This is a genomic window from Pseudomonas sp. NPDC089406 (assembly GCF_044900265.1).
In the GTDB taxonomy this organism is placed as follows: domain Bacteria; phylum Pseudomonadota; class Gammaproteobacteria; order Pseudomonadales; family Pseudomonadaceae; genus Aquipseudomonas; species Aquipseudomonas fakonensis.
On the sequence record NZ_JBJDNC010000047.1, the window covers coordinates 36210 to 43631 of the forward strand.

Below are 7422 nucleotides of genomic sequence, written 5' to 3' on the forward strand. Positions count from 1 at the left end.
TGGCTCTCTCAAGTGGCCCAGATGCGCGGCGGGCACGGCGCCAGGCCGAGCACGGCCGGGCGCAGCAGGTGCCAGAGGCGCTGCAGGTTGTGTTGCAGGTGTTGGTTGTCGTGGTCGAGCAGGCGAATCACCAGCAGTTCACCCAGCAGGGTGGCGCCGGCTGGCGTGGGCAGCGCGTCGAGCACCTCGCGCACCTGGTCCAGCACGGCCTGCGTGGCCGGTGCGGCGCAAAAGGTGGCCAACAGCGGGTGGTCGCCCACCTTGGCCAGTTGCCCGCCTTCGAGGCGCAAGCGCTCGTGCAGGCCGGGGTCGCCGGGCATTTCGATGTGCAGCAGGCTATCCAGCGCGCCCTGTTCGAAACGCTCGCTCATCACCGGGCGGCCCAGGCACAGGGTTTCCCAGGCCAGCAGGCGGGCACCGGGCTGCAGGCTGAATCGGCTGGCCAGGCTTGCGCGGGCGCCATTGAAGAAGATGCTGTCCTGGGGCAGCCACTCCAGCGTACTGCCGGCGGCCAGGTGAAAACGCTGGGCCAGCTGCGCAGTGGGGCCGATGCTGCGGTAGAACTTGCTGGCACCGGGCATGGTCAGCAGGGCGTGGCTGCCCGGCTCCAGGTGGATATCCAGCTCCAGGCGGTCACCGGCGACGATGCCGCCGGGCGGGTGCAGCACATACACGTGGCACGGCGCGCCTTCCGGGTAGAAGGGCCTTTGCACCAAAAGAGGTCCATGGTGGCGGCGCGCACCAAGGCGGGTCACGCCGTCGCACAGGACGAAGCGCAACTGCAGGTGCGCGCTCCAGCCTGCCTGCTGCTGCTGTGCGCCGATGTGTTCCGGCAACCCCATGCCCTACCCCTGTAAACCTTGGTCTTGGGCGCCGTGGCGCGGCGCCCGAGGCACCGCGCCAGAGCTGCTGGCTGACCGTTCGATCAAAATTGTCGAACCGGATGTTGCAGGTTGCAGGCCAAGTCGTAGGATTAATCTGAATGAATTTTCCTACATGGATGCAAACGGCTGTTTGACTGTGTGGGGAGCTGCGCAAATGCGGGGCAAACAGTCGCCCCAGAGCGGTGCCAACAGCGCTAAACTGCCGCCCTTCGATAAAGCCCGCCGGGAGTTTTCATGCACCATTCCAGCGCTACCCCCTGCCTGCACGGGGCCATTGCCTGATGGCCGGCAACAAGCGCGCACTGGCGCGCCAGGAGCGGGAGATGGTCGCCTGCCTGACCGACGCCTGCACCACCGCCCAGGCCGAGATCGTCGGCTTTGCCTGGCTCACCCACCGGGTTGACCTCGACGACTTTCCCGCCAGCCTGCGCATCACCTGGGTGTTCAGCGACGACACGGCCAAGGCCGAGGCGCTGGCCGGCGAGGCCAAGGCACGCATGCTCGATCTGACCGAACAGGCGCTGATGGATGCCGGCATCCACCTCGACCATGTGGCCTGGCATGTGCGTTTCGACAGTGAAGAAGCCTGCTGGCGCGACCAGGGTGGGGACTGGAACCGGCGGCTGCGTTGACGCTGCCAATCGCCTGTAGGCGCCGGCTTGCCGGCGATGAGGCCCGCCCAGGCAATCCACCCCGCCATTTCGTGACTGGACGTTTCCGATCCGCCCGGGATGTATTAAGGTGGCGGGGTGCGCATATAAAAGCAGCCCGCCGTGTTCGGGCGTTGAGCAATGAGGGTGTCATGAGCAACGAAAGCATTAACTGGGACAAGCTGGGCTTCGACTACATCAAGACCGACAAGCGCTACCTGTCCGTATGGCGCAACGGCGAGTGGGACAAGGGCACCCTGACCGAAGACAACGTGCTGCACATCAGTGAAGGCTCCACCGCCCTGCACTATGGCCAGCAGTGCTTCGAAGGCCTCAAGGCCTACCGCTGCAAGGACGGCTCGATCAACCTGTTCCGCCCCGACCAGAACGCCGCGCGCATGCAGCGCAGCTGCGCCCGCCTGCTGATGCCGCACGTGCCGACCGACGTGTTCATCGAGGCCTGCAAGCAGGTGGTCAAGGCCAACGAAAAGTTCGTCCCGCCGCACGGCAAAGGCGCCCTGTACCTGCGCCCGTTCGTCATCGGCACCGGTGACAACATCGGCGTGCGCACCGCCCCCGAGTTCATCTTCTCGGTGTTCGCCATCCCGGTAGGTTCGTACTTCAAGGGCGGCATGAAACCGCACAACTTCCAGATTTCCAGCTTCGACCGTGCCGCCCCGCAGGGCACTGGCGCGGCCAAGGTCGGCGGCAACTATGCAGCCAGCCTGCAGCCGGGCGCCGAAGCGAAGAAAGCCAACTTCGCCGACGCCATCTACCTGGACCCGCTGACCCACAGCAAAATCGAAGAAGTCGGTTCGGCCAACTTCTTCGGCATCACCGCCAACAACGAGTTCGTCACCCCGAAATCGGCCTCGGTGCTGCCTGGCATCACCCGCCTGTCGCTGATGGAACTGGCGCAATCGCGCCTGGGCCTGAACGTGATCGAAGGCGACGTCGAAATCAGCAAGCTGGACCGCTTCATCGAAGCCGGCGCTTGCGGTACCGCGGCGGTAATCACCCCGATCGGCGGCATCGAGTACAACGGCAAGCTGCACGTGTTCCACGACCTGGAAAAGGTCGGCCCGGTTACCCAGAAGCTCTACAACGAGCTGACCGGCATTCAGAGCGGTGACATCGAGGCACCGGCTGGTTGGATCGTCAAGGTCGCCTGAGGCACACCTTGCAACACCCGACGGGGCAGGCCAGCAATGGCCTGCCCCGTTTTCGTTGGCGTGTACATCCGGCAACACTCTGAAGGCATTTCCTACACCAGGCAGTGAACCTGCCTACAAAAATGCGGTCTTTGGCTGACGGTCAATTCACCCGACCAGTACATCGGCCCATCCATCGGGCCTTCATTTGCCCTGTTTCAGCGAAGACCACCATGCCCAACAAGCAACCAGCCCCCCTCGCCTGCACCGCCCTGCGCGGCGGCCTGATCGCCGCCCTGATCGCCCTCGCCGCCCCGGCCCATGCCGAAGAAGCCGCCAGTGACGCGCGTTGGGTCAGCGACAGTTTGAGCACTTATGTACGCAGCGGCCCGACCGACGGCCACCGCATCGTCGGTACGCTCAAGTCGGGGCAGAAGGTCAGCCTGTTGACCAGCCAGGGCAACTACAGCCAGGTGCGCGGGCAGAGCGGCGACCTGGTGTGGATCCTCACCAGCGACCTGCAGGCGGTTCCCGGCCAGAACGAACGCCTGCCACAGCTGGACCAGCAGGTGGCGGAGCTGTCGGGGCAACTGAAGACCATCGACGACAGCTGGAAGAACCGCGTGCAGGGCATGCAGGAGACGCTGGACTCGCGCAAGGCACTGATCGACGAGCTGGAAACCCGCAACAAGGGGCTCAACGAACAGCTGGAGCAGTCGCAGTCGAGCCTGCGCGATGTGCAGGCGCGCCTGGGTGACGAGAACAAGCAGGTGATGATGCGCTACATGGTATACGGCGGCAGCATCGCCGGGGCCGGGTTGCTGGCGGGGCTGATCCTGCCGGCGCTGAGCCGTGGGCGCAAGCGTAACGATCGTTGGTTCTGACGGCTTTGCTGCCTGCGCGCCTGATGCGCGGCCCCCCTGTAGGAGCCGGCTTGCCGGCGATAGCGCCATCAGCCACAGCACAGCCATTGCAGGCCAGACGCCATCGCCGGCAAGCCGGCTCCTACAGGGGTGGGTGCAGCCCGTCAGGCTTCACCCCACCCGGTTGGTCACCCCGAACGGCACATGCACCGAGGGCACCACGGTACTGGTGCTCTTCAAATGCCCCGACTGGTCGTCGAAGAAGATGTGCGGCTTGAGCACCTGCAGCACCCGGCGCTTTTCGATGCCGCCGAGGAAGAACGCATCGTTGGCCATCACCCCCCAGCTTTTCAGGGTGTTCAGCGCACGCTCGTGGGACGGCGCGTTGCGCGCGGTGACGATCGACACCCGCAGGCGGTTGGCGTAGTCAGGGTTGGCCAGCTTGTACTGCTCCTCCGCTGCCTGGATGCGCGCAATGCGCACGAAGAATTCCTTCAACGGCCCGGGGTTGTGCGGCTGGGCCACGTTCTTCACCTCGTGGGCATGGAACCGGCCCAGGCCACCCGCTTGCATGACCGCCTCCGACTCGTCCCCCGCCAGCACGCCGTCGAAGTCGAAGGCGATGCGCAGGTTGTCGTCGCTCTCGTCATCGTCGAACTGCGAGTCGAGCACCTGCCCGGCCGGGTAGCCGGCCTGGATGGCGGCGTCCACGTGCTGCTTGTCGGCCGACAGGAACAGCGCGATGTTCAGTGCCGGGATGTACTCGTAAGGCGAGCGGCCCTGGGTGAAGATCGCCCGGGTCATGTTCAGCCCGTAGTGGTTGATGGTTTTCATCACCCGCAGCCCGGTGTCCGGATCGTTCTGCGACAGCAGCACCACCTCCACCAGCGGGTCCTCGGGGTCGTCGCGCAGGTCGTTGAGCGCCAGCAGGCGCTTGATGAACGGGTAGGCAATGCCTTTGCCCAGCGGCACATCCAGGTGTTGCTCCTGGTACTTGCGGTATTGCGCCTCACCGTCGCGGCGAAATACCGCGTCCGACTCGCTCAGGTCGAACACCGCGCTTGAAGCCACGCCGATTACCAGGCGGTCATCCAGTTCGAAAGGCATGCTGCAATCCTTGTGCGGTGTTGGCGGGGTTGTTTGTCGATGGCGTTGAGCAGACCCGGGCTGGTGAGCCGGCTGTCGAGGTACGGGGGGAGCTTACAACAGCGTCGCGCGTGAGGCGACGCGAAGCCTTCAAGTGCATGTGGTGAAAGACACGTGGGAGCGGGCTTGCCCCGCGATACCGGCGTAACCGGTGCCATCCGATCGCGGGGCAAGCCCGCTCCCACAAGGCCATTGCAAATAGCGGTTACTTGCCCCGCGCTTTGTTGTAGATGGTCTTGGCGCGGTCGGCAGAGGCCTGGCAGGTGGTCATGTCGCCCTTGGCCTGGGCCGCCTTGGCCTGCTTGAGCAGCTCATGGTAGTCGTGGGCCATGCCGCCGTGCAGCGCCTGCCCGTCGGTCTTGCTGATGTATTCCAGGTCCTTGATCTTGGCGTCGCAGTTAGTGGCCGGGCCATCCTCGGCCTGGGCGGCAAAGCTAAGTACTGAAGCGATCACAAGCAGCATCATGGATTTCATGGAGCGTTCTCCTGGGAAATGGCCGGACTGCCGGACTGGCGCCGCACACGCTGGCGGCGCAGCCACAAGGATAGTTGCGCAAGCCAAGGGCCGCGCGGCCTTCAGCCCAGCGGCGCCTCCTGGGAGCTAGCGTAACCTGGCCAACGCCGCCAGCACGTGCCCGGTGGCGCGCTCCACCGCGCCATCCCGGCAAGCGATGCCCAACTGGCGCCACAGCCCTGGCCGCAGTGGCCGCCGCACGATGCGCGGGTCGTGCTGCTGCACCTCGCCCTCCTGGGGTAGCAAGGTCGCCCCGTACCCCGCCGCCACCAGGCTCTTGATCGCATCGTTGTAGTTCAACTCGATACGCGCGTCGGGGGACAACCCTGCGGCGGCGAACCATTCGCTGGTGACCCGCGACAGCTGCGTGCTGCTGTCATTCAAGATCAACGCCCGCCCGGCCAGCCAGGCCGGGGTGACCCGCGCCGGTGGCTGCCAGTCGGCGGGCAGGTAGGCCATGATCGGGTCACGCCGCCAGGGGGTCACCTTCAGGCCCTTGCCCGCCATCTGGGGCAGCGCCACCAGGCCAATATCCAGGCTGCCGTCACGCAGTTGCGACAGCGAGGCTTGCGAAGTGAGCACCTGCACCTGCACATCGATGCCTGGGTGCTCCACGCGCAAGGCTTGCAGGGCCTGGGGCAGCAAGTGGGCGATGGCACCGGTGGACGCCCCCAGGCGCACCCGCCCGGTCAGGCCTTCGACCTGCCGGCGCACTTCGTCCAGCGCCTGGTCGGCATCTGCCAGCAGGCGCCGGGCGCGGGCCAGCAGGGTTTCGCCGATGGCCGTGGGCCGCACCTGGCCGCGGGTGCGGTTGAGCAGCGGCGCGCCAATGCGCGCTTCGAGCTCGGCCACATGCAGGCTGATGGTGGGAGGCGCCAGGTTGAGCTGGCGGGCGGCGCCGGCGAACGAGCGGTGCTCGGCAATCACCACCAGCGTACGCAGGCGGTCGAGGCTGATTTCTCGCATATGGACGTAACCTCAACCCCTGTAGGAGCCGGCTTGCCGGCGATGAGGCCGGGCCTGCAGACAAAAGTTTGCATCTTGTGCCGGGGCTGAAGGCCCTATCGCCGGCAAGCCGGCTCCTACAGGGTGTTATTCAGAATTCATGAATATCGTGATCATGATATTCAAATTTTCTTTCGTCCAGCGGCAAGCGAGGATAGCCCCACTCCCCTTCACCACGGACGCTCCCCATGCACCAGCCACTTGTCTTCATCGACGGCGACCAAGGCACCACCGGCCTGCAGATTCACGCTCGCCTGCACGGTCGCCAGGACCTGCGCCTGCTCACCCTGCCCGAGGCAGAACGCAAGGACCCGGCGCGGCGCGCCGAGGCCATCAACAGCGCTGACATCGCCCTGCTGTGCTTGCCTGACGCTGCCGCCCGCGAAGCAGTGGCGACCCTGCGCAACCCGGCAGTGCGGGTGATCGATGCAAGTTCGGCGCATCGCACCACCCCGGGCTGGGTGTATGGTTTGCCGGAGCTTGACCAGCAGCAGGCCGAGCGGATCGCCCGCAGCACCCGCATCAGCAACCCGGGCTGCTACCCCACCGGGGCCATCGCCCTGTTGTGCCCGCTGGTAAAGGCAGGCCTGCTGCCGGCGGACTATCCGCTGAGCATCCATGCCATTTCTGGCTACTCCGGCGGCGGGCGCGCGGCGGTGGAACGCCATGAGCAGCCTGGCGACAGCTACCTGCCTGCGTTGCAGCTGTATGGGCTGGAGCTGGCGCACAAGCATGTGCCGGAGATCCAGCAGCATGCCGGGCTGAGTGCGCGGCCGGTGTTCGTGCCGGGCTACGGGCATTATCGCCAGGGCATCGTGCTGAGCATCCCGCTGCAGTTGCGGCTGTTGCCGGGGGTAAATGCCGAGCAGTTGCAGGCGTGCCTTGAGCAGCATTACCAGGGCGCGCGGTATGTGCAGGTGATGCCGTTGCACCAGCACGGGCCAGCGGCGGCGCTGGACCCTCAGGTGCTGAACGACAGCAATGATTTGCGTTTGGCGGTGTTTGCCAATTTTGAGCATGGGCAGGTGCTGTTGACGGCGGTGTTTGACAACCTTGGCAAGGGGGCTTCGGGGGCTGCTGTGCAGAATCTGGATTTGCTGTTGGCGGGGGTTTAGGGTTCGGGTTCGGGTTCGGGTTCGGGTTCGGGTTCGGGTTCGGGTTCGGGTTCGGGTTCGGGGCTTTATGGTGATTGCTTTGGGAGATATATGC

At 65.5% G+C, this 7422-nt stretch carries 8 protein-coding genes; 4 read left to right on the forward strand and 4 right to left on the reverse strand.

Translation table 11 applies throughout. The annotated features are described in order from the left end of the window. Nucleotides 1-8: 8 nt before the first annotated feature. Nucleotides 9-842: an urease accessory protein UreD gene (locus tag ACI2KK_RS24840; protein WP_404671034.1), complete on the reverse strand. Its 834-nt coding sequence runs from the start codon at nt 840-842 to the stop codon at nt 9-11. A gap of 320 nt (nt 843-1162) precedes the next feature. On the opposite strand from ACI2KK_RS24840, the gene ACI2KK_RS24845 reads away from it, so the two are divergent. The 3 genes from ACI2KK_RS24845 to ACI2KK_RS24855 all read left to right on the forward strand — a co-directional run bounded on the left by ACI2KK_RS24845 (nt 1163) and on the right by ACI2KK_RS24855 (nt 3569). Beyond that, complete coding sequence (locus ACI2KK_RS24845) at nt 1163-1516, forward strand: hypothetical protein (RefSeq protein WP_404671041.1); 354 nt, start codon at nt 1163-1165, stop codon at nt 1514-1516. Nucleotides 1517-1686: 170 nt separating this feature from the next. Next, nucleotides 1687-2706: a branched-chain amino acid aminotransferase gene (locus ACI2KK_RS24850; protein ID WP_404671035.1), complete on the forward strand. Its 1020-nt coding sequence runs from the start codon at nt 1687-1689 to the stop codon at nt 2704-2706. Nucleotides 2707-2918: 212 nt separating this feature from the next. Next, nucleotides 2919-3569 (forward strand): TIGR04211 family SH3 domain-containing protein, encoded by a 651-nt coding sequence (locus ACI2KK_RS24855; RefSeq protein ID WP_404671036.1) that lies wholly within the window; start codon nt 2919-2921, stop codon nt 3567-3569. 150 nt (nt 3570-3719) lie between these two features. Here ACI2KK_RS24855 and ACI2KK_RS24860 read toward each other — a convergent pair whose 3' ends face one another. The 3 genes from ACI2KK_RS24860 to ACI2KK_RS24870 form a co-directional block, all read right to left on the reverse strand. Further along, complete coding sequence (locus tag ACI2KK_RS24860; protein ID WP_404671037.1) at nt 3720-4655, reverse strand: 5'-nucleotidase; 936 nt, start codon at nt 4653-4655, stop codon at nt 3720-3722. A 244-nt stretch (nt 4656-4899) separates the two neighbouring features. Beyond that, nucleotides 4900-5169 carry a hypothetical protein gene (locus ACI2KK_RS24865; protein ID WP_404671038.1) on the reverse strand — a complete coding sequence of 90 codons (270 nt, stop codon included), beginning with the start codon at nt 5167-5169 and terminating at the stop codon, nt 4900-4902. Between the two features lie 126 nt (nt 5170-5295). Continuing rightward, the gene (locus ACI2KK_RS24870) at nt 5296-6174 is read right to left on the reverse strand and encodes a LysR family transcriptional regulator (protein WP_404671039.1); all 879 of its coding nucleotides are present in this window, start codon (nt 6172-6174) and stop codon (nt 5296-5298) included. Nucleotides 6175-6401: 227 nt separating this feature from the next. On the opposite strand from ACI2KK_RS24870, the gene argC reads away from it, so the two are divergent. Next, entirely contained in the window at nt 6402-7328 is a 927-nt protein-coding gene (argC, locus tag ACI2KK_RS24875; RefSeq protein WP_404671040.1) for an N-acetyl-gamma-glutamyl-phosphate reductase, read from the forward strand. Nucleotides 7329-7422: the final 94 nt, after the last annotated feature.